The sequence below is a fragment of the Deltaproteobacteria bacterium genome (assembly GCA_016183235.1).
Taxonomy (GTDB): Bacteria; UBA10199; UBA10199; order DSSB01; family JACPFA01; genus JACPFA01.
On record JACPFA010000023.1, the window covers coordinates 1 to 20,167 of the forward strand.

Genomic DNA, 20,167 nt, shown 5'->3' on the forward strand with positions numbered 1-20,167 from the left:
AAGTGGAGCTACAAGGCTAAAACCCCCAACCGCAGTGCCCGAGGTAGACCCTGAGGTAGCTAAAATTCAAGAGACCTATCGTATTAATCGTGGCCAGGCCCAAGAAATCGTAAAACGTTTACGAAACATCAATGCCTCGGAGTTAACCCATAAAGAAAAACTTCAACGTATCATCATGGTACTCAGATCCAGTAATGTTGCGCGCTTGAAAACACTGGCAGATGTCCTTGGATTATGGATGGAAGAACCAGGATCAACTAGTTTTGAAGAAATATTTGAAGGGGAGCTGCTTATTGATTTGTTTGTAAAAGGTTTGGCCTATGCTCATACAGGGGTTCCCGTTCCACAAACTCCCGTTGCACTTACGGAAAAAACACCCCCACCCACTCCCGTAGTGCTTCCAAAGGAATTGGCAAATCCGAGGAATGTAAAATTCCATGATCTGCTGAAAATTTGCACTCATTACTTCGGAAAACCTAGAAAAGCCGGTAGTCATAACACTTTCCCGACGCCGTGGGGTGAGCTATTAACTATCCAAAGCGATGGCAACACGGCTAAATCTTACCAGGTCAGACAAGTCCGTACAGCCATCACGAGATTGATGGAAGCACAAAGCGAGGTTCATGATTGAGATTCATTATTTACGTTGATCGGTTGGAACGTAAGGGCTCTTTACATTACCAACGTAGATTTGCCTTGGCCTACCAATCTTGGCGTTCTCTTCGATCATCTCTTTCCATTGGGCAATCCACCCTGGCAAACGACCCAAGGCAAACATCACCGTAAACATGTTCACGGGAATACCCATGGCTCGGTAAATGATGCCCGAATAAAAATCGACGTTGGGATAAAGTTTTCTTTCGATAAAATAAGAATCTTCTAAGGCAATCTTTTCTAAATTTTTCGCGATGTCGAGGATGGGGTCATCAACGCCTAATTTTTTCAGCACCAAATCACAGGCATTTTTAATGATCTTGGCCCGTGGGTCGTAATTTTTATACACGCGATGCCCAAACCCAAATAATTTAAAAGAAGAGTTCTTATCTTTAGCCATCTCCATAAATTTTTTATAATTGCCACCCTCGGCTTGAATGAGTTCTAGCATCTCGATGACTTTTTGATTTGCACCACCATGTAATGGCCCCCACAAGGCCAAAATGGCTGCAGAAAGCGAGGCAAACAAATTGGCACGCGAAGAACCCACCAAACGTACCGTGGAGGTGGAACAGTTTTGCTCGTGATCGGCGTGAAGAATCAAAAGAAGGTTCATGACCTTTTCTAAGTCAGGATCAACAACATAAGGTTCTGCTGGTACGCCGTACATCATGCGCAAAAAATTACCACAATAGCTCAAATCATTTTTTGGATAGATAATCGGCTGCCCAATGGATTTTTTATAGGCAAAGGCCGCGATGGTACGAACTTTGGAAAGCATACTGAGGATTAATGCATCGACCTTGTCTTTACTCAAATCAGGATCCAAAAATTGCGGATAGTAAGCCGACATGGCGCATACCACCGCACTCAAGGTTGCCATGGGATGAGTGTTGGGAGGTAAATCCGACAAAATGCGCAAGAGATCTTCATGAATCAATGAGTGGCGAGTCAACCCATTGCTAAACCAGGCCCGCTCTTTTTTAGTGGGGAGGTGCCCGTAAATCAGCAAATAAGACACTTCAACAAAGTCTGACTTTTCAGCCAAATCCTCGATGGGGATGCCACGATAACGCAAAATTCCCTTTTCACCATCGATGTAAGTGATGCCCGAAAGGCAAGAACCCGTGTTGGGATAACCAGGGTCTAAAGTGATATAGCCGGTTTTATCTCGAAGCGTTCGAATATCAATGCCTTTTTCATTTTCTGTCCCCACCACCACAGGAAATTCATAGGTCTTGCCTTCGATCTCAATTTTTGCTGTTGTTCCCATAACTCACCGCCTTATGTTAAAGTTAAAATGATCAGCCAATTCGCTGATTTAGATCATAGCTTTCATGAATCAAAACTTCTTATTCATGATACGTAACGACTTAAGATGCAACCAATTTCAAACTAATTCGATAAAAAACAGATTTTGCCCTGGGGATCAATGATAAAGGTCAGGTCGCAATATGAGCTTAACGGTCGAAACCCGTTCGCCCTTTGAAGATTTAGCTAGGCTGTACGATGCTGATCCAGCCTTTGTTGCACCCCGATTGCTAAGCCGAGCTGGCGATTTGAGCAACTCTAATTTAAGTGCCGCTTTATCTTTTTATGAATTTTTAGCCGAACGAGAACCGCATTCTTATTATGGAGCGATCGCTCGAAAAAAAATCGAAGACATCACAGGGTCGCAAGGGCTTACCTTTGGAAGGTTTGCATTCTTATCTAATGAAGCTCTAAAAAGTTTGGGTGACTACCGAATTTCGGTACCTTGGTTGTTGGGAGGCCTGGCCTTCCCCATCGGTCGAGCCTTTGCCGGAAAAAAATGGTGGGGCACCTTAACCGGTTTGGGACTTGAAGTACCCACCGTGACTTTATCAACCCACGGTCTGTTCAAACTTTCAGGCGCTGATGCCCCTGGCAACTTGGGGGATGACATGCTGCGTTTTGGCCTGGTGGCCTCGCTCTTTCGTGTTACTTCGCCGCTTGGCATTGGAGCATTTCGTTTAACCCATGGGGTGAATCCCGTCACTCAACTACCCGGGCGTTTTATTGCCCAAGCACCTTGGACTCGGCCTTTTTTTCAATACGGCACGCAATACAGCGCGCTGGTTACGGCTCACTCGATTGAAGCCAAAACCAAGCTGGTGCCTTCTGTGCCAGGTAGCAATCTCTGGGCTGAATCGTTTGTTTCTTTGGTTGAAATGAATCTGGCCGGTAGGGCCACCGGGGGAATCACTGAACCTTTCAATCGCCGCCTATTAACCCGAAGCCATTTTTCTAAAAAAGGTTGGCCATGGAATTTTCGTTTACCTAGCGTTCCAAGACCTGCTCACCTGAGGCCAGCTTATGCAGGCGTTTTTTTGCCCGAACCGTTTCGGCGCCCTACCGTGATGGCCATGGCGGCGGGTGAAGGCGGTGGCCGTGGCTTAAGCGTCAGGCGCCTACGCCCAAACCGGAAGGCCGCACTTGCCATGTTACTCCGCACGGATTCACATCCGCGAATAAAATCCGTAGGCACTGACGATAATACCACTAACATTCGTGAGCGTTTGCTCAAACAAATTACCGAGGTTGAACTAACTGCCGTAGAAGCCCTTTCAGGCAGGGCGCGCAGTCGCGAACTTGCTCGGCTGCTTTTCAAATATAACCCAACCCCAGAATTGATGGGCACCCTAACTACTCCAGGGGATAGCGATGGTTACACGGCACTACTTAATTTATTAATCGATTTTCACCTTCCTCTCTATAATAAAAGGCTTTATCTTGGGCCTGCTATCCTAAGCCAGACCCCTGAAGTTGAACTAAAGGCATACCGCAAAACCAAGATGGAACTAGATGCGGTTTGGAGACAAGATTGGCTTCAACTTTACACGGAATGGGAAGGCGTGGTTCGCACTGAGCTTGCTCGACAGTTTATCCATGAAAACCCAAGACAGACTAACAATACAACAGCAAGAGATCAATTTGTCAGAAATAGATTACATCGAATTTATCTTCATGCCCTAGCCTTGAAATTTATGGATGACCATCCACAACTTCTTGCTTCGCTACCACGACCTCAACAAACTAGGCTTACCGCTTGTGATTTGGATCTTTGCCAATGGGTGGCCCAAACGGCAGACCTTGTGGATTATTCAAACCCTCTAGTCAATCGTCTAGGACGAGGCATGGATCTCATGGCAGAAGAAACTTCGGAGGCCTTTCGGCTTGAAGCCAAACGAGAGGCCGTAAGCTCAACCTTAGTGAGAATTCTTTTTTATACTGATCATTTGAGCCAAGGGGCGGTGCCAGATGGAAAGGCCCTTCATCTGGCCCGCCAAAATTATCATTACTATGCAAGGAACATGGGCTTATTACCTGCCGCAGGTCGCATTCGTAGGCCTGACTTAAGAGATTGTGACCCACGAGCCTTTGTGAAACAAGAACGCGAAAGCCAAGTATTTGCTGGCAACGACCCTTTACTTTATCGTACCCTAGAAATAGCACGTCATATTCATAGGGGAGACCTGACCCCTTATCCTGCCAGCAAACACCAACTTAATTGGTTTATGGCTTCGACCTTAGGTAGTACCCCGGAGCTACCCTATGTGCATTGGATGGTAAAACACCATCCTCATGTCCTTGCGGTGTTAGAAAGACCTGATGGAACTAAGGCGGCGCATTTTATGGTTGATCGTTTTCAAGCCAAGGAAACCAAGGCCTGGCTTAATTATAATCTGAGTACATTGGCCGAACGCGAGGCTTGGACTCCCCTAGAAACCCGCGCGGCCTATGGTCTTTGTGATTTATTACAAAGGACCCCAAGCTTTCAAAAAATGCCGTCTGCACCAGCGTGGAGAAAGTTTCGTGCAATCTTTGAGGTAGATTTACAAACCCCCGCTGCTTTAACCAAAACGCTTGAAAGATTAGACGCCATTCGTGGCTACATACAAAAGCGATCTGAACCCGTTGAAACAGAGGTGACCGCGGAAATCGACGACCTTGAAACCAAGACTCTACAAACCCTTGCCCCTACTTACTCAAAATTAGGGGGCCGACGTTTACTATCACCCCCTCAACTCCAAGCCTACCAAAGAAATCTTGTGGGCTTGGATGTTGCCTTTCAGGGTCTTGAAAAAGACCTCTTGGCCTTAGACCGTCGCATTGAGGCCAAATTACTTGCGGCCAATCCAGAACTACAAGCCCCCATCTTAGATGAAGCCACTCGGGGCCAACGACAAGCACGTATGGCTGAGGCACACGCAACCCTTGATTTTTATGAAACACTTATTCATAAAAATCAAAGCCCCGAAATCTCCGTTCAACACCGCCAGTCCCTCTCAGATGCCATCCATGAAACCCGAGGCTTGCTTCGCGAATTCGAGGAAGGCTCGCTTGAAAATGAAGCCCTCTTAAGATTAGCCGAGGCAGAGCTGCCTAAAATTGATACAAGGATCCAACGCCGCCTCGAACGCAGCGAACTAGCCAGACCCGAGGATGCAGCCCCTAGTGCTGATGAGGGTGCTTCACCCATCCCTTGGGCCGAGTTATCAGCAACCGGTAAAGTCGCCCAATTGAGAGAAGAAGGGGTGGTATTTTATATCGCTCGCTCGCAAAACTCTTGCCATGCTTTAGACTTTCTTGAGGGCCTTGAACCCCCTAACCAAAATAAGATCTTACGCATGGCTCATCTACTCGCCACCAGAGAAGTCAACCTAACCAAAGATCGTTTTCGAAAAATCAACGATACGGGAGCTGTTGACCTTTACGAAATTCGCGACCCCGGCACGGCAGGATTAAGGGTATTTGTGACCCTCCACGAAGGCCGATGGTATTTGCTCAATGGATATTTTAAACGAGCTCAGGCCATCAATGCCCAAGAATTCAGCCGGGCGATCCGACTGGCTAAAGAAATTAATTCGCCCGGAAACCATCCAGAGCTTGAGGCCAAACAAAGGTTTATCACGATTCGCTTGTGGCAAGATCTTTCCAAGCAAGCAACGGCATTAAAACCGCAATTAGAGGGACTGCCTGAATTCGCCGAACTCTTCGCCCAACTTCAAGGCCCCTTTGAATCCCATCACCTTACCAACGCCGACCTCGTCACTCTTGATGCTCGCCTAAACCAAATGCAACCATAGCCTATTATTGCAAACCCCTCTGTCATTGCGAACCCAGCGAGGTGAAGCAATCCCATCGGTTAGACAGAGGAGATTGCTTCGACCTGCTGGCCTCGCAATGACAGACATTGCAAACCCCTTCACGGTTCCCCTGTCATTGCGAACCCCTTCAGGGGTGAAGCAATCTCTAGCTGTTAACCCTTAAATAAATTATTAAGCAACAGCTCCATTTGTTTTTTGCGTTCTTGGAGCGCCGCTGCAGACAGCGGATGCTTACCCAACATGTCTTCTAGGGTTGGGGCATAGGCATAATAAAAAAAGGCTGCCCCTAATAAACTCACAATAATATGAGCGGGGTCAAGCTTGGCATCGAGTTCGCCCCTGCTTTGCGCTTGTTTAATAAGAAATTCGGTTTGGGCAAAAAGTGGGCCGCGCAATTCGGTCCAAATACTTCGTGAAATCATCCCTCCCTCCAACACCTCCCACAGCAACAGCCGAACATAATTGGAATGCTGACTTAAAATATCGCACATCACTTCCATGGCCATGAGCAAAAGTTGTTTGGCATCTTGCGGCACTGAACCTTTTTTTCTTAAATGCTCGCGATAGAGTTGATCCATCCAATCTTTATATTGCCCCCAAAGTTCTACAAAGATGGCGCGATACAAACCCGACTTGTCGCCAAAGTAATGATAGATCATGCGCTTATTGACCTCCGCTGCCTTGACAATGGCACTAATCGGCGTGCCTTCATAGCCTTTGCTCGCAAACAGGCGAATAGACTCGCTTAAAATTTTAGCCTTGGTTTTGACGGGATCACGGGGTTTGGCAAGTGGTTTGTTTTTTTTTGCAGCCATTGTGGCTTTGCACCTAATTTAAAAGGCCTTACTTTACAATTGAAGCTAAATCCATTAAGTCTTCATGCATGTCTGAGGCTATAACCAAAGGTGTTCGAGTTCAAGTAAACAGTTTTTATGTCCCAGAACGATCCTACCCTGAAAAAAACGAATATTTTTTTGCTTACAACATCACCATCACAAATGAAGGCAAGCAAACGGTTCAGCTCATCAGTCGCCATTGGGTGATCACCGATGCCAATGGTAAAAAAGAAGAAGTGCAAGGCCCGGGCGTGGTGGGTGCACAACCCGTTTTAAAACCGGGCGAATCTTTTGATTATACCAGCTTTTGCCCCTTAAAAACTCCCTTGGGCACCATGCATGGCACTTATCAAATGGTCACCGAAACGGGTGAAAAATTTGACGCCACCATTGCCCCGTTTACCTTGGCTCACACCCAAGTTACCCTTCATTGAAATAGGATTTGCCATGTACGATACCATCAAAAATTTCCCCAACCAATTTGAAACCAGCCTTCACATCGTCGAAGAAACTGATTTTAGGCGCCTCAGCGGTTTTCAATTCCGCCAGCTTTATTATGCGGGCATGGGTGGTTCTTGTTTGGCCGCTGACTTGTTTAACGACCTTTACCCAAACGAATCAACTTTAACTATTTTGCGAGACTACCAAGTGCCCGCTACGGTCAATCAGCAAGACTTAGTCTTTGTCGCCTCATTTTCAGGCAAGACCGAAGAAACACTTTCAGCCATGGCCGATGCTTTGAAAAAAAAGGCATCTCTCTTGTGTTTAAGCCATGGTGGAAAATTAAAAGAGTTGGCTGAAAAAAATAATCTCACCTATCTTCCCATTCCCGATTGTATTCAGCCACGGTGTGCGGTTGGGCATTTTTTTGCAAGCATCTTCACCAGTCTGTATCGCTTGGGCAAGCTTAACCACCCCACAAGCTTACTGGTTGAATTAGCCGATTACCTGAGAAACAAACAAAACAACCTCGATCACAAAGGCAAACAACTCGCTGAAACCTTGGTGGGGAAAATCCCGCTGATCTACGGCCCTCCTCACTTGCAAGGCACCTGTCGTCTTTGGAAAATTAAAATCAACGAAAACGCCAAGGCCCCCAGTTTTTACAATGTTTTTCCCGAACTCAACCACAATGAAATGGTAGGTTTTACTCAAAATATGGCCGAATTTGCGATGGTGTGTCTCAAAAGCAGACTGATGCACCCCCGCATTCTTAAGCGCATGAAAATTATGGCTGAATTATTCGCTAAAAAAATTCCCGTGGTTTGGGTAGAATTAGATGGAAAAACCTTTTTGGAAGAAACCTTCGAAGCCGTATGGTTAGCGGATTTCATGTCTTATTATTTAGCCAAGGCCTACCACATCGACCCAACCCCGGTTGAACTTGTTGAATCTTTTAAAAAGAAATTAGGCGAAGTCTAAAGTTGGCATTGTTTTTGTATTCCTTTCATGACGAAAGGAGGCTTTATGCCACGCTTACAATTTCCCCTACCAGGGATTGATTCACTCGAAATCCGTAATACCCCAGGCTCACCCAAAAAAGGTGGGTTGTTTGGTTACACCCGCAGTGGGGGTAAAAAGTTTCACGCTGGGGTTGATTTGAAAGCACCATTGGGCACCTCGGTCGTTGCCGCTGGGGGAGGCAAGGTTGTTTACGCGGGGTGGGCCAAAGGCTACGGCAATGTGGTTTATATTGCCCACGCTAACAACCTACAAACCCGCTACGCTCATTTACAAACTCTGAATGTTGAAACCAATCAATGGATCGAACAGGGCGAACTCATTGGCACGGTTGGAAAAACCGGAAATGCCGCCGGCAAGTCCATCAAACCCCATCTCCACTTTGAAGTACGTACCCTCAATGAACAAAACTCTGTGCCACAAGATCCTCTCCCTTTTCTTTACAAACCAAGGATGGGGGGAAGTTCGTTTTTAACGAGAGATGCCGACCGAGAAGCTCAATGGAAAAAATTGGGCGGGGTATAGGGTTTACGTTTTCTGTCATCCCCGCGAAGCATGCCCTCGACCCCGATCGGGGTCGAGGGCATGCTTCGCGGGGATGACAGCCTATTTAAAAGTTAAAACACTAAAGTTCCTTAAAACTTGCGATGACCGAATTGAGCACATTTTTTTGAGAGACAAACTTGGAGTAAAGCGTCCAGGCAATGATTTGATAATAATTTTTGGAAGACTCAACCGTGGTATGTAAATACCCAAGTTTTACATTTTCAAACGTAGCAATAATTTCATATTGAATGGCCGAAAAACCACCAACTGTGATTTTAAAAGGCCCCTGTTCATTGATCGCAGTCAGCGCACTTTTCAAACTATCTCGCGTGGTATCAGAATGTTTTTGAATATCCATGTTCTCAAAATCAGCCCGTGACTCAGTGAGAACCGCCACGTACATAATGGACGCTCGGTTTCCGGCTTGAAGCTCTGCCTTTTCATTAAGGCTAGAAATAGGAATCCAACCTTCGGGCAAGGTAATTTGCGACTGCCCATCGGAGGCCTTCAAAATATTTCCATTGAGGGTTTGGGTTTGAGATTCGGATTTAAGCCCATCATGATGAGCAGGTTGATCTATTTTAGCTTTGTCCTTCTTTTGAAAAATTTTAGGCACCAACAGGGCAAGGGGATTTTTACAACCCAGCAATGCCCCCACAACAATACCCACGCACAAGATTTTTAGTTTTATCACTTTAAAACCCAAGATTTATTTCACACCTAACAATTCAACTTCAAAGAGCAACGTCGCATTGGGAGGAATAACATTACCTGCACCATTCGCGCCATAACCTAACTGAGGGGGGATTTTTAAAAGTCGCTTGCCACCGATTTTCATGCCCGCAACACCTTTGTCCCACCCTGCAATCACTTGCCCTACGCCTAGCAAAAATTCAAAGGGCTGGCCGCGATCAACCGAACTATCAAACTTGTTACCTTTATTTCCATTTTGGTCTAACCAACCCGTATAGTGCACGGTTACTTTTTTGCCCGAACTGGCCTCAACACCCGTTCCAAGTTTTAAATCAGTATATTTTAAGCCATCGGGCATAGTGACCTCTTTATTAAGGGTGGCGGCATAAACAGATGCCGGCAAAACTAAACAAACCAATAAAACTAAAGTAAGTTGACGCATCATGAATTTTTCCTCCAAATTTTAGATAGGCCACCTTAACTTAGCCCATAGAAAACTGTCAACGAACATCAGACTTTTATCTTCCAATTATCTCCACGTCTTTTCGAGGTAGGGAGAGGCCAATTAATGATTAAATGTAAAATCACAAATCATGGGGATTACTCTTCACAAATTCCTCGAGTGACTCCAGATACTCCGTCGGAATACCTTGAGGAGATGGCGAGGAGTACAGATCGCTGAACGCGAACAGAATCCAACTTCCTAGGTTCCAGTCTGCATCAGGATACGTAGCCTTATTAGTATACATCCCCTTGAGTTCTTCTATTTCACGCATGATAACATCGGGAGGAAGTTTTCTTAATTTGATAAGGTAACCAAGCACCTCATTTACGGTGTCGTGAGAACCTTTTCTCGCTTTGTCAACCCATGCTTGGCGCATACTCCTTACCTCTTGGAAACGCTCATCCTCCAATGCAACCCAACATTCTTCATGCGAACAAAGAATTCCCCCAATCCTTAAGGCTCGATGTCCGTAAGGTATTTTCATTCCGGCTGAAAGAGGACGACTGCCGGCAGCAAAAAGAACTGCCTCTCTCAGAAAATCGGGCTGAAACCCATTTAGCTCATTACTAAGCAAAAGATGGGCCTCTGCCAATCCGATTACACAATTATAGTCGCGCGGGGAGAGGAGCGCTTCAAGGCTTTCCCTCACTTTTGTGGAGATCTCAGGATGTTTTCGTTCGAGCAGCGAAAGAATTGCCGCCGCACGTGTTGCCGTGACTTGGACCATGTCGCAGGCCAAGTCATTAATAAAGGCTCGTTGTCCTTCTGGGTCCTCCGGAACCGCCAACCGAAAGACATCAATGACCTCAGGAGGATTGGTAGTAAGAGAACGCTTTTGTTCTTCAGGAAGGGGCTCACATTTTAACCGACGATGTGGTGGGTCTACCGGTGGGGGAGAGGAAGATATTGGTTTGGGTGGTGCCATGAAGCTTAATTCTATCATAATCAGACTTTGTTTGACCATCATCTTATGAATTGTTAAGATTAGGACGAGAGAGGAGTGCTCATGAAAAAGATTGTCTTTGTGGTGTTTTTTTTAATCGGTTTTTCAACTCTGGTACGAGCTGAGAACAGTTGTTTTGAATGGGAATTTAATACGATTGATCAAAAGATTGGAAAATGCACCAATCAAAATTATGAAATCTTAGCCATTCAAGGCGGCCCCTTACCCCTCATTTGTACCAACATGACCTATCCCTTGTATTGGAGCTGTTTTAACATTCACAAATTTGATGGCACTGCCAGCGCCGACCTTGATCTTGAAGACGCTGCAACGGTTGCTTGTGGCTGTTAAACTTTTTTATTTCTTACTCGTTTTTTGCCTGCTTCATGTGGGTTGTTCAGGTAGCCCTCTTTCTCAAGCTTGTCTGCACTCCACGCTTTCATCTTCTGAACTCGCCAGTTATGCCGTGATTCATTGGCAAACCGATGCTGCTGAACTAACCACCACCAGTGATGCCAGTGGCAATTATCAATTATGTGGCACCTTTCCAGCAAATAGCCAAATCACCTCACAAGTTTGTGTAGATAGCCCCATCCCCGAAAATAATGAATTAACCAATTGCAGCCCTTTAAATTTTGAAACCCAAGCCGAAAATTCTACCCTCGACTTAAGTTTAAATTTTGAGGCTAAAATTTCTTCGGAGTCTCAGAACGACGTTGGATTGCCTGAAAAGATTTTGCCGGCCCTGGCTCTCGATCGCATAGAAACAGACGACTCAGGTAAATTAATTTACAACAGCAACAAGAGCCCTCAAAAATCAGAAGAGGGCGCGCGCAATTTTCATAGTACCGCCCAACTCCCTGCCCCTAATTTTGAAGTAGGCCAAGGCGCTATTGTCATTGCCTCTTTTGAGCTACTCTACGACTATGAAAGCCAAGGGGCGCTTTTGCAATCGCTCACTCATTTAAACCTCAAAGAATTAACTCAGGCGTTGAATAATTTAAATGGCACGGCTCAAAATTTAACCGATAAACGCCTCTATTTTGGTGAAGGGTTGGGCGAAATTAAAGGCGGCCCTTATAGCAATGTAAGAATTTATATCACCCCTACCCTAGGGCAAAATCTGTGCAGCCAAACCGAAACCTCGGTTAGTTTAGATGGTAGCGTGAGTGAAAATTTAGTGAAAAAATTTCTACAAAATAATCTCGTCCTAGCTGATTTGCCAAATCAAAATAGCGCCCTTGAACAAACTTTTATCAACGCTGTTCAAAACAAAGGGGGCGTTAATGGCGGGATTATTCCTGGCCCCTTTTTAAGCCCTAGTGGCCTTAAAAGTGAATTTTATAACACAAGTGTTAAAGACAATAAAAATACCGGTGGCATTGGCAAGGTTTATTACAAAAATTTACCGGCCTGGGACGCTGATCAAATTTCTCAAAATCAATTTTTATTTAGTCTTTTAATAATCGAAAGTGATGAAGGGAAATTTAATGATTTGATCGCCTGTTTTGAAGGAATCGATTTTTATAAATTAGTAAAAAATCCCACCACCACCCTCACCCTCAACAATGCCACATTTTTAGATGCGCAAGGGGCCAAACCTTTTGTATTATCCAATCCCAATTTAAATTATACCGCAGCGATCACCTTTGCTTATCAAGAAAATCTTGATCCTAATCTCTAAGAGCGTTAGGGTGCTGCCATGCAGGCCTATCTTGATTTGCTCAATACAATTTTAACCCAAGGCGAAAAACGCAGCGATCGCACCGGGGTGGGAACCTTTAGCCTCTTTGGTTATCAAATGCGTTTTAATTTAAAAGATGGCTTCCCCTTGGTCACCACCAAAAAATGTCATTTGCGTTCGATTATTCACGAGTTGCTTTGGTTTTTAAAAGGCGAGACCAACGTTCAATATCTGCATGATAACAAAGTCACAATTTGGGATGAATGGGTTGATAAAAATGGCAATTTAGGGCCCATCTATGGTTTTCAATGGCGGTCTTGGGGTGGCAATCGCACGCTCGATCAAATCACTCAAACACTTGAACAAATCAAATCCAACCCCACCTCTCGCAGGCTGATTGTCAGCGCTTGGAACGTGGCGGATCTTGATAAAATGGCGCTGCCCCCTTGCCATGCCCTTTTCCAATTTTATGTTCATCAAGATGAAACGCTATCTTGTCAACTCTACCAACGCAGTGCCGATGTGTTTTTAGGGGTTCCCTTTAATATTGCAAGTTATGCCTTATTAACTTTAATGGTCGCCCAAGTCTGCGGGCTTAAACCAGGCTCGTTTGTGCATACCTTCGGCGATGTACATCTTTATCTCAATCACCTTGAACAAGCTAAATTACAACTCACCCGCTCCCCTCGCTCCTTGCCAACCATGAAACTTAATTCTAACGTAAAATCTATTTTTGATTTCAAATACGAAGACTTTACTCTAGAAAATTACGACCCCCACCCCGCCATTGCAGCTCCCATCGCTATATGAAGCTATCCATTTTAGTCGCCACCAGTCTCAACAATGTCATAGGTTACCAAAACAAATTGCCCTGGCACCTTCCTGAAGACCTCAAACACTTTAAAGAAATCACTTTAGGTCATAGCATCGTCATGGGGAGAAAAACTTTTTTATCCATAGGTAAGCCGCTACCAGAACGAACCAATCTAATTTTAACTCGCAACCCCAAATTTAGCGCTGACGGGATTGAGATCGTCGGCAGTTTTGATGAACTCCTGCAAAAATATCATTCAACCGAAGAATTTTTTGTGATCGGTGGCGCCGAAATTTACCAACAAAGCCTCCCCTACGTGCAAAAAATCTACCGCACCCTAATCCACCAAGCATTCCCCGGCGACACTTTTTTCCCCACAATTGATTGGAACCAAGATTATCAAATCATCGACCAAACCCCTATCCTCACCTCAAAATCTAACAACTTAAAATATCAATTCATCGCCTATTTAAAGAAGCAATAGCCGTGAGGGCGAGCAAGCTTTTGCAGCCCATCGCTCCAACGCATGCGCCTCAGGACAGGGTCCGCGCCGGGGCCCCCAATGCGAGCTAGCCGTTATGTACTTTCTGTCATTGCGAGCCCAACGGGCGTGGCAATCTCACCGGTTAAACAGAAGAGATTGCTTCGGCTGGCTGGCCTCGCAATGACAGAGGGGGCCCCGCCGCTGGAGCGCCGGGCTGCAAAAGCTTGCTCGCCCTCACGGCTATTGCTTCTTTAATTGCAAAGCTGTCGAATTGATACAATAGCGAACGCCGGCAGGCTTGGGCCCATCCGGAAACACATGCCCAAGATGCGCATCACAAGCCCCACAGCGCACCTCAACACGCCGCATCCCATGACTCATATCTTCACGAGTCACCACATTACTTTTTGCAATGGCCTGAAAAAAACTAGGCCACCCGGTGCTTGAATCAAATTTATGTTCTGAGCTAAACAGTGGCGCCTCACAACAAACGCAATGGTACATCCCAGTTTCGTGACAATCGTAATATTTCCCCGAAAAAGGTGGATCGGTGTTGTTGCTTTTATAATTTTTTTTTGTCATAAGCACTCCCTTATGGAATTTTGGATTTACAAAATCGGATTGCTAGCCTCAATTGTCTTACCTTTTTTTAATATCCCCCTCATGGCTCGCATGATCAAGCGAAAATCTTCCCAAGATTTAAGCCTCGTTTGGCTGTTAGGAGTTTTCATTTGTATTCTTTTGATGGGACCCGCCGCATGGACCAGCAGCGATTTTATTTTTAAAATCTTCAGTATTCTTAACTTGATTTTCTTCACTGGGGTCACCTTGCTTGCCCTATGGTTTAGGCAAACGAAGTATTTAAATAATGATTGCAAGTCAAAACAGGCAGATCTAAAATCCAAAGGATAGCGTCAACCCTTACTAGTCCACCAACCACGGGGGAGTTTTTTATGCCCGTTTACCTTAAGAAACTTGCTTTCTTATCGCTCTTTTTAATCACAACCTTACTGACAGGGATTGTACAAAGCACTCCCTTAAATCCTGAAGCTGTCCCTACCGAACTAAAGCCATGGGTAGAATGGGCCCTTCATGACCGACCCGAGGCCCTGTGCCCCTTCAACTCACAAAGTACAAGGGTTTGCGAGTGGGGCGCCTCCCGCATTCAATTAGATTTATCAAACAACGATGGAAGTTTTAAACAACACGCCACTCTTTTTCAAGATGGTTGGGTCACTCTACCCGGCGACGATCACTATTGGCCGCAAGAAGTGCGGGTGAATGGCCAAGCCTTGGGCGCGCTCTCTTATGGCAATTTACCTCAAATTTTCCTTAAAAAGGGTAGCTACGAAATTACGGGTAGATTTTTTTGGGATTCGCTACCCGATTCGCTCACCCTACCTGATGAGGCTGGCATTGTGAGAGTTTCGATCAATGGTAAACCTGAATCTTTTCCTTATATCAATGCAGATGGGAAATTATGGTTAGGAGAAAATGAAACTGGGGTTGCCTCGCAAGAAGACACGCTTGATATTCGCATTAATCGCAAACTCACTGATTCTATTCCCATGGTCATGACCACTCACTTAGATATTCGAGTGTCAGGAAAAAACCGCGAACTCATTCTTGAAAATATTCTACTCCCCGGTTTTATCGCCTTATCGAGCTCGAGTGACTTAGCCAATCAAATTGAAACCGATGGCCGGTTGCGCATTCAATTGCGACCAGGCAATTGGACAGTTGAAGTACAAGCCCGCCACGACGGGCCCATCAACGATTTGACCTTACCCAAACCTACCAACCCTGAACTAGCCATCGATGAGATTTGGGTCTTTGAGGCTCAAAACCAATTGCGCCTCGCCAAAGTGGAAGGTGCACCTTCGGTCGATCCTGAACAAACCACCTTACCCGATGCGTGGAAAAATTTGCCAGCCTATCAATTGGTTCCAGGAGCAAATTTTAAGATTGTAGAACACCGCCGAGGTGGTAATCCAAACCCCGATCAGCTTCAACTACACCGGCGGATCTGGCTTGATTTTGATGGCAAAGGTTATAGTTTTCAAGACACCCTTTCAGGCACCTTAAGCCAAAGTTGGCGCCTTGATGTTAATGCCCCACTTAAATTAGGGCGCATTACCGTCAATGGGGAACCTCAATTGATTACCCAAACCAATGGGCAAAAATCAGGGTTTGAGGTACGCGAAGGTAGCATTCGGGTTTCTTCAGATAGCCGCCTAGATAGTGCACAACGCAAGTTACTCGCCACGGGCTGGGATCACAACTTCCAACAACTTTCTGGCGAATTACATCTACCACCAGGCTGGCGCCTCATAGCCACAGCCGGGATTGATGAAGCCACTGGCACTTGGGTCGGTAGCTGGACACTGCTAGATTTATTTATTGTGTTAATGGTTGCTCTCATCTTCTTAAAACTATGGGGGATCCGTTGGGGCATACTCGCCTTATTAGGCATGATTTTAACTTTCAAAGAAGCGGGTGCCCCCCAATACCTATGGTTGTTGATTCTCGTTGGGCAAGTTTTTCTGAGAATTATTGCCCAAGGTTGGTTAAAGAAATTTTTCAAGGCCTACAAATTTGCAACCCTGCTTGCCCTCATTTTAGTAACCACTCCTTTTATGGTCAAACAGGTCCGCCAAGGGATTTACCCTGTTTTAGGAAACACCCTGCCGCCGGGTTATTCACAATTTTATAATTATAGGGCACAAGCACCTGACACCGAGATCTTGAATGACAACATCCCCATGGGTGGGGCCTATAAACCCAATGAAGCCTTTCAACCACAAGACTTTGGCAAAAAAGATTCGCCTCCCAATCTTAATGTAGAACAAAAAGCGCTACCCATGACTACCACGGGCGAGAAGGAAGAAGACCAATTCCAAGCTCAAGATAATACCGGCTATGCCCGTTCTTTTAAGCGCAAGACTCTCTTGCTCAATCAAGTCAAATACAAACCCGGCGCTAAAGTTCAAACGGGGCCTGGCTTACCCAATTGGGAATGGAAGGTTTTGCTCCTCAAGTGGAATGGCCCGGTGCAAAAAGATGCCCAAATTAAACTTTGGCTGATGGGCCCAACCACGCATCTTATCTTGGTCTTTTTTCAATTATTCTTACTCATCGTGCTCATCCTTCGCTTGTTGGAATTGCCCGATCAATATGGAGGAACCTGGGTGAAAGCTAAAATTCCTTTCTTTCTCATACCGCTTGTTTTTATCTTAACGACCACCCTACAAACCCCTAAGGCCTTAGCCGATCTCCCCAATAATGAATTGCTCACCCAACTGGCTGACCGTCTAACTGAGACTCCAAGCTGTTTTCCCAACTGTGCAACTGTGTCACACATGCAGATCAGTGCCCAAGGCGATCAGCTCGTCCTTACTTTAAAAGTATCGGTGGCAGCACCCACGGCGATTGCGCTACCCGGCAATCTTAGTGATTGGAGCCCCCAAGAAGTTACCACCAACGCACCGACTAACCCCGCACTACGTCGAGATGATGATAATAATGGCCTGCTTTGGCTGCAAGTTTCCCCGGGTGTCAATGAGATCACCCTGAAAGGAGCCCTTCCCAATAGGAGCCAGGTCAACCTCACCCTCCCAACCCAACCTTTCCAAGTTCACAGCAATTTATCAGGTTGGAAGATTGACGGCCTTAAAGAAAATGGCCAGGTGGGAGAAAATATTCAATTGAGTAGGCTCAGCCCGAGCACGGCGACACAATCACTACAACCCGGCAATTACCCACCCTTTGTTGAAGTAGAACGTCACCTTTATATTGGCCTCGTGTGGAAACTCGAAACCAAAATTCGTCGGGTAAGCCCCATTGGTTCACCCATCTTTTTAGAAGTGCCCCTTTTGCCCGGTGAGTCTATCACAACGTCAGATATTAAAGTTGATAAAGGCAAAGCACTCATCACCTTAGGGGCGCAAAATTCCCAATTCGAGTGGGAATCGGTCTTGCAAGAAACCCCTGATTTAGAACTCATTGCCAATCAAAGCTCGAATTACGTTGAAATTTGGAGGGCCGAAGCCAGCCCCATTTGGCATTTAGCTTTTGAAGGCATTCCCCCCATTCACACCCAAGACCCTGTAGGCTTAAGGATCCCTGAATGGCGCCCGTGGTCGCAAGAAAAAGTCCGTTTGCACTTTTCTCGACCTGAAGCGCTCGCTGGGCAAACTTTAACGATCGATCAAAGCAAACTTATTGTTCGGCCTGGCCTTCGTTCTAGCGAAAACACCCTTAGTTTTAGCGTGCGCAGCAGCTTGGGTGGCCAGCACAGCATCACCTTACCCAACGGTTCGGTTTTAAAATCTGTTTCGATTGATGGCAATACTCAACCCATTGGCATGGACCAAAACAAAATCACCCTCCCCCTCAAACCAGGTGCTCAAAACTTTGAAATCGCCTGGAGCCAAAATCAAGGCATGAACTTTTTCTTTCGCAACCCCAAGATCGATTTAGGAAACCCTAATGTCAACGCTTCGATCAATGTTGAGGTGGGAGTCGGGCGTTGGGTCCTCTGGGCCGGTGGGCCAATGATGGGCCCTGCGGTTTTATTCTGGAGTTACCTTATTATTCTGGCCATCTTTGCGTTTGCGTTGAGTCGTTTATCGATCACTCCCATCAAAAGCTATGAATGGTTACTCTTAGGCTTAGGCCTTACCCAGATTCCCATCTGGGCTTCTATCATTATTGTGGGCTGGCTGTTATTTTTGGGCTTGCGAAAAAAGAAGACCGACATCAACCCTTATGTGTTTGATCTGCGCCAATTAGTGATTATCGGATGGACCTTTATCAGTTTGCTTCTCTTACTTTATTCCATCGAACAAGGTTTGCTAGGTCATCCCGACATGCAAATTGTTGGCAACGGGTCCAACAGCTCTTATCTTAATTGGTTTCAAGATCGCACCACCGGGGTTCTACCCACGAGTTGGATTATTTCTGTGCCTTTATATGTTTACCGTATTGCTATGTTGTTGTGGGCCTTGTGGCTAAGTTTTGCCTTATTGAGATGGGTTCGTTGGGGTTGGCAATGCTTTACCGAAGGTGGTGCCTGGAGATCGCTAACAACAACTAAAGCCGCTCCACACCCATAATTTCGCACATCTTTTGCTTAAGCTGAAACTCTTGGGTAAAAAGATTGTGCTCAGGGTAGTGCCCATTGATGATCAAGGGTGATTTATAAAAGAAAGATAACCATTCTTGAATCCCCACAAGACCTGCCCTGTGGCTTAAGTCCATCAACAGCGCCAAATCTAAAACTAACGGTGCAGCCAAAATAGAATCACGACACAAGAAATCGACTTTTAGTTGCATGGGCATGCCTAACCAACCCAAGATATCTAAATTATCCCAACCTTCTTTGTTATCACCACGGGGAGGGTAATAATTAATGCGCACCTTGTGATAAAGATTGCCATAAAGATCGGGGTAAAGATCAGGGCGTAAAATACTGTCTAATACCGATAATTTTGAAATTTCTTTGGTCTTAAAATTTTCAGGATCGTCTAAAACTTCACCATCGCGGTTGCCCAAAATATTATTAGAAAACCAGCCGGTCAACCCCAAGTAGCGAGCGGCTATGCCAGGTGCCAAAATCGTTTTAAGTAAAGTTTGGCCGGTTTTTAAATCTTTCCCCGAAACAGGCACTTTCTGCAATTCTGCTAACTCAAGTAAGGCAGGGCAATCGGTGGTAAGATTAGGCGCCCCATTCGAATAGCCCATGCCCATTTTCATGGCCGCATAGGCATAGATCATACTCGGAGGAATTGAAGGGTCACTGTTTTTTAACCCCTCTTCAAACTTACTCAAGCTACGGTGAGCCTCCGTGATTTCGCAATAGGCCTCCGTCGAGGCACACCAAACCATGGTTAGCCGATCGCATTTAAACCGACTTTTGAATTGATCCATGTCTTTCATCAGGCTTTCGGCCAAAGCCATTTTATTAGCGCCCGATTTGACATGGGAACCATGCAGCTTACGACAATAATTCGAATCAAAAACCGCCGGCATCGGGTCGGTATTGCTAAGATCGTCTTTAATTTTATCTAATAAATCGCGTGGAATGACCCCAGCTTTAATGGCAGCTTCATAGCCATTATCGGGAAAGATATCCCAAGCACCGTAGACTAAGTCGTCAACACCGGCTAAGGGCAAAAATTCTTTGTAGGGAATATATTTTTTATTCTTACCTTGGCCTAAATCTAACATGCCCATTTGGGTTAATGACCCAATGGGTTTACGTAGTTTCTTTTTAGCGGATTCAACCCCTGCGATAAAAGTTGTGGATACAGCACCCAAACCAACCAACAAGACACCCAATTTACCCTTGGATGGCTTGATTTGTTTTGCTTCAATGGTCATTCATTAGCCTCAATAGTTTTCACGGAACAGCACTTGA

18 protein-coding genes are annotated in these 20,167 nt (G+C 45.5%); 11 read left to right on the forward strand and 7 right to left on the reverse strand.

Annotated features, from left to right (window positions below; translation table 11 throughout):
• Positions 1 to 394 precede the first annotated feature (394 nt).
• A complete protein-coding gene (locus HYU97_04915; GenBank protein ID MBI2336085.1) occupies positions 395 to 631 on the forward strand; it encodes a toxin HicA in 237 nt (78 codons plus the stop codon).
• Between the two features lie 6 nt (positions 632 to 637).
• Here HYU97_04915 and HYU97_04920 read toward each other — a convergent pair whose 3' ends face one another.
• Positions 638 to 1,927 (reverse strand): citrate synthase, encoded by a 1,290-nt coding sequence (locus HYU97_04920; protein ID MBI2336086.1) that lies wholly within the window; start codon positions 1,925 to 1,927, stop codon positions 638 to 640.
• A gap of 181 nt (positions 1,928 to 2,108) precedes the next feature.
• Here HYU97_04920 and HYU97_04925 point away from each other — a divergent pair, with 181 nt between their 5' ends.
• Complete coding sequence (locus HYU97_04925; protein ID MBI2336087.1) at positions 2,109 to 5,762, forward strand: hypothetical protein; 3,654 nt, start codon at positions 2,109 to 2,111, stop codon at positions 5,760 to 5,762.
• A gap of 173 nt (positions 5,763 to 5,935) precedes the next feature.
• Here HYU97_04925 and HYU97_04930 read toward each other — a convergent pair whose 3' ends face one another.
• Positions 5,936 to 6,598, reverse strand: a complete 663-nt coding sequence (locus HYU97_04930) for a TetR/AcrR family transcriptional regulator (GenBank protein MBI2336088.1) — start codon at positions 6,596 to 6,598, stop codon at positions 5,936 to 5,938.
• Between the two features lie 68 nt (positions 6,599 to 6,666).
• On the opposite strand from HYU97_04930, the gene apaG reads away from it, so the two are divergent.
• Genes apaG through HYU97_04945 form a run of 3 tightly spaced genes read left to right on the forward strand, consistent with a single transcriptional unit; the run spans position 6,667 to position 8,605 of the window.
• Positions 6,667 to 7,053: a Co2+/Mg2+ efflux protein ApaG gene (apaG, locus tag HYU97_04935; protein ID MBI2336089.1), complete on the forward strand. Its 387-nt coding sequence runs from the start codon at positions 6,667 to 6,669 to the stop codon at positions 7,051 to 7,053.
• 13 nt (positions 7,054 to 7,066) lie between these two features.
• Complete coding sequence (locus HYU97_04940; protein ID MBI2336090.1) at positions 7,067 to 8,041, forward strand: bifunctional phosphoglucose/phosphomannose isomerase; 975 nt, start codon at positions 7,067 to 7,069, stop codon at positions 8,039 to 8,041.
• A gap of 27 nt (positions 8,042 to 8,068) precedes the next feature.
• Entirely contained in the window at positions 8,069 to 8,605 is a 537-nt protein-coding gene (locus HYU97_04945; GenBank protein ID MBI2336091.1) for a M23 family metallopeptidase, read from the forward strand.
• Between the two features lie 100 nt (positions 8,606 to 8,705).
• Here the strand turns inward: HYU97_04945 and HYU97_04950 are convergent, their stop codons facing one another.
• The 3 genes from HYU97_04950 to HYU97_04960 all read right to left on the reverse strand — a co-directional run bounded on the left by HYU97_04950 (position 8,706) and on the right by HYU97_04960 (position 10,749).
• The gene (locus HYU97_04950; protein ID MBI2336092.1) at positions 8,706 to 9,320 is read right to left on the reverse strand and encodes a hypothetical protein; all 615 of its coding nucleotides are present in this window, start codon (positions 9,318 to 9,320) and stop codon (positions 8,706 to 8,708) included.
• Between the two features lie 15 nt (positions 9,321 to 9,335).
• On the reverse strand, positions 9,336 to 9,761 hold the full coding sequence (locus tag HYU97_04955; protein ID MBI2336093.1) for an FKBP-type peptidyl-prolyl cis-trans isomerase: 426 nt from the start codon (positions 9,759 to 9,761) through the stop codon (positions 9,336 to 9,338).
• A 142-nt stretch (positions 9,762 to 9,903) separates the two neighbouring features.
• A complete protein-coding gene (locus tag HYU97_04960; GenBank protein ID MBI2336094.1) occupies positions 9,904 to 10,749 on the reverse strand; it encodes a hypothetical protein in 846 nt (281 codons plus the stop codon).
• An 81-nt stretch (positions 10,750 to 10,830) separates the two neighbouring features.
• Between HYU97_04960 and HYU97_04965 the strand changes: the two genes are divergently transcribed.
• From HYU97_04965 to HYU97_04980, 4 genes are read left to right on the forward strand one after another with little or no spacing between them, the layout of a single operon-like run.
• The gene (locus HYU97_04965; protein ID MBI2336095.1) at positions 10,831 to 11,118 is read left to right on the forward strand and encodes a hypothetical protein; all 288 of its coding nucleotides are present in this window, start codon (positions 10,831 to 10,833) and stop codon (positions 11,116 to 11,118) included.
• Positions 11,108 to 12,451 carry a hypothetical protein gene (locus HYU97_04970; GenBank protein ID MBI2336096.1) on the forward strand — a complete coding sequence of 448 codons (1,344 nt, stop codon included), beginning with the start codon at positions 11,108 to 11,110 and terminating at the stop codon, positions 12,449 to 12,451. The genes HYU97_04965 and HYU97_04970 overlap by 11 nt, the downstream gene beginning before the upstream one ends.
• Positions 12,452 to 12,469: 18 nt before the next feature.
• Complete coding sequence (locus HYU97_04975; GenBank protein ID MBI2336097.1) at positions 12,470 to 13,261, forward strand: thymidylate synthase; 792 nt, start codon at positions 12,470 to 12,472, stop codon at positions 13,259 to 13,261.
• Entirely contained in the window at positions 13,258 to 13,749 is a 492-nt protein-coding gene (locus HYU97_04980) for a dihydrofolate reductase (GenBank protein ID MBI2336098.1), read from the forward strand. Before HYU97_04975 ends, HYU97_04980 begins: the two co-directional genes overlap by 4 nt.
• 240 nt (positions 13,750 to 13,989) lie before the next feature.
• Here HYU97_04980 and msrB read toward each other — a convergent pair whose 3' ends face one another.
• A complete protein-coding gene (gene msrB / locus HYU97_04985; protein MBI2336099.1) occupies positions 13,990 to 14,331 on the reverse strand; it encodes a peptide-methionine (R)-S-oxide reductase MsrB in 342 nt (113 codons plus the stop codon).
• Positions 14,332 to 14,343: 12 nt separating this feature from the next.
• Here msrB and HYU97_04990 point away from each other — a divergent pair, with 12 nt between their 5' ends.
• Together HYU97_04990 and HYU97_04995 are read left to right on the forward strand one after the other, a co-directional pair.
• Positions 14,344 to 14,661 carry a hypothetical protein gene (locus tag HYU97_04990; protein ID MBI2336100.1) on the forward strand — a complete coding sequence of 106 codons (318 nt, stop codon included), beginning with the start codon at positions 14,344 to 14,346 and terminating at the stop codon, positions 14,659 to 14,661.
• Between the two features lie 41 nt (positions 14,662 to 14,702).
• A complete protein-coding gene (locus HYU97_04995; protein ID MBI2336101.1) occupies positions 14,703 to 18,863 on the forward strand; it encodes a hypothetical protein in 4,161 nt (1,386 codons plus the stop codon).
• On the opposite strand, the gene HYU97_05000 is transcribed toward HYU97_04995, so the two are convergent.
• Complete coding sequence (locus tag HYU97_05000) at positions 18,841 to 20,130, reverse strand: inositol-3-phosphate synthase (protein MBI2336102.1); 1,290 nt, start codon at positions 20,128 to 20,130, stop codon at positions 18,841 to 18,843. The two genes, HYU97_04995 and HYU97_05000, sit on opposite strands and share 23 nt — an antisense overlap.
• Between the last annotated feature and the right edge of the window lie 37 nt (positions 20,131 to 20,167).

Coding starts and splice junctions, on each gene's coding strand:
- HYU97_04920 (MBI2336086.1), bottom strand. CDS start 1,927: ATGGGAACAACAGCAAAAATTGAGATCGAAGGCAAGACCTATGAATTT.
- HYU97_04925 (MBI2336087.1), top strand. CDS start 2,109: ATGAGCTTAACGGTCGAAACCCGTTCGCCCTTTGAAGATTTAGCTAGG.
- HYU97_04930 (MBI2336088.1), bottom strand. CDS start 6,598: ATGGCTGCAAAAAAAAACAAACCACTTGCCAAACCCCGTGATCCCGTC.
- apaG (MBI2336089.1), top strand. CDS start 6,667: ATGTCTGAGGCTATAACCAAAGGTGTTCGAGTTCAAGTAAACAGTTTT.
- HYU97_04940 (MBI2336090.1), top strand. CDS start 7,067: ATGTACGATACCATCAAAAATTTCCCCAACCAATTTGAAACCAGCCTT.
- HYU97_04945 (MBI2336091.1), top strand. CDS start 8,069: ATGACGAAAGGAGGCTTTATGCCACGCTTACAATTTCCCCTACCAGGG.
- HYU97_04955 (MBI2336093.1), bottom strand. CDS start 9,761: ATGCGTCAACTTACTTTAGTTTTATTGGTTTGTTTAGTTTTGCCGGCA.
- HYU97_04960 (MBI2336094.1), bottom strand. CDS start 10,749: ATGGCACCACCCAAACCAATATCTTCCTCTCCCCCACCGGTAGACCCA.
- HYU97_04965 (MBI2336095.1), top strand. CDS start 10,831: ATGAAAAAGATTGTCTTTGTGGTGTTTTTTTTAATCGGTTTTTCAACT.
- HYU97_04975 (MBI2336097.1), top strand. CDS start 12,470: ATGCAGGCCTATCTTGATTTGCTCAATACAATTTTAACCCAAGGCGAA.
- HYU97_04980 (MBI2336098.1), top strand. CDS start 13,258: ATGAAGCTATCCATTTTAGTCGCCACCAGTCTCAACAATGTCATAGGT.
- msrB (MBI2336099.1), bottom strand. CDS start 14,331: ATGACAAAAAAAAATTATAAAAGCAACAACACCGATCCACCTTTTTCG.
- HYU97_04990 (MBI2336100.1), top strand. CDS start 14,344: ATGGAATTTTGGATTTACAAAATCGGATTGCTAGCCTCAATTGTCTTA.
- HYU97_04995 (MBI2336101.1), top strand. CDS start 14,703: ATGCCCGTTTACCTTAAGAAACTTGCTTTCTTATCGCTCTTTTTAATC.
- HYU97_05000 (MBI2336102.1), bottom strand. CDS start 20,130: ATGACCATTGAAGCAAAACAAATCAAGCCATCCAAGGGTAAATTGGGT.